We start from the raw sequence: 992 nt of genomic DNA on the forward strand, positions 1-992 counted from the left end.
AGGGGGTGCCCAGGCGGCGGGCCAGGGTCAGCAGTTCGAGGGCGGGCTTGCGCACGGCGCCGTCAACGTGGTCGACGAGGACCAGGATCTCACTCATGGTCGGGTGCTCCTGAGGATGCGGGGGAGGACGAGGGGGCGCGCCGCCGGGCGGGCCTGCGGGCGCGGGAGTCGTTCATCGGGGCGTGGCGGGGCGAACCGGGGTGCCGAGGGCGGGTCCGGGGCCGTCGCCGGGCCGTCCGCGCCGGGCGGGTGCTGCCCGGCCGACCGGGCTCCGCGTGGGGCGCGGTGGTCGGCGGGCGGGGTCCCCGCGGTGGCGCGGCGGCCGGTCAGATGAACTTCTGCTCGGCGAGGTAGGCGGCGAGCTGCTTGCCGCCCTCGCCCTCGTCGGTCACGATGACGCCCTTGGTGCGGGCGGGGCGGGCGGGTAGCGGGCCTCGCCGGACTGGTCGGTGACCGAGACCACGGCGGGCAGCGCCGCCTCGACCTGCTCGGTGGCCGCGTCGCCGTCGCGGCGGCCGGTGACCTTGCCGCCCGCCACCGCGACCTCGGACAGCAAGGTGGCCTGCGGCACGCCCAGGCGCTCGGCCAGCAGCGCGGGCAGCACGCCCATGGTGCCGTCGGTGGAGGCCATGCCGCACACCACCAGGTCGTAGCCGGTCTTCTCCAGCGCCGCCGCCAGGACCGCCGAGGTGCCGATCGCGTCGGTGCCGTGGATGTCGTCGTCGTTGACGTGCACGGCCTTGTCCGCGCCCATCGACAGCGCCTTGCGCAGCGCGTCCTTCGCGTCGTCCGGGCCCACCGTCAGCACCGTCACCTCGGCGCCCTCGTTGGCCTCCGCGATCCGCAGCGCCTGCTCGACGCCGTACTCGTCCAGCTCCGACAGGAGGCCGTCCACGCCCTCCCGGTCGGTGGTGGCATCGTCCGCGAAGCGACGGTCACCGGTCGCGTCGGGCACGTACTTCACACAGACAACGATCCTCAAGCTCACGGCC

The 992-nt window shown here is 75.4% G+C and carries 2 pseudogenes; both read right to left on the reverse strand.

What is annotated here, in order from left to right:
* A pseudogene (locus tag OO57_RS43375) lies at nucleotides 1–97 on the reverse strand (electron transfer flavoprotein subunit alpha/FixB family protein); the annotation flags it as partial.
* A 229-nt stretch (nucleotides 98–326) separates the two neighbouring features.
* Nucleotides 327–988, reverse strand: a pseudogene (locus tag OO57_RS38990) (electron transfer flavoprotein subunit beta/FixA family protein).
* Nucleotides 989–992 lie beyond the last annotated feature (4 nt).

The organism is Kitasatospora phosalacinea (assembly GCF_000717185.1).
In the GTDB taxonomy this organism is placed as follows: Bacteria; Actinomycetota; Actinomycetes; order Streptomycetales; family Streptomycetaceae; genus Kitasatospora; species Kitasatospora phosalacinea_A.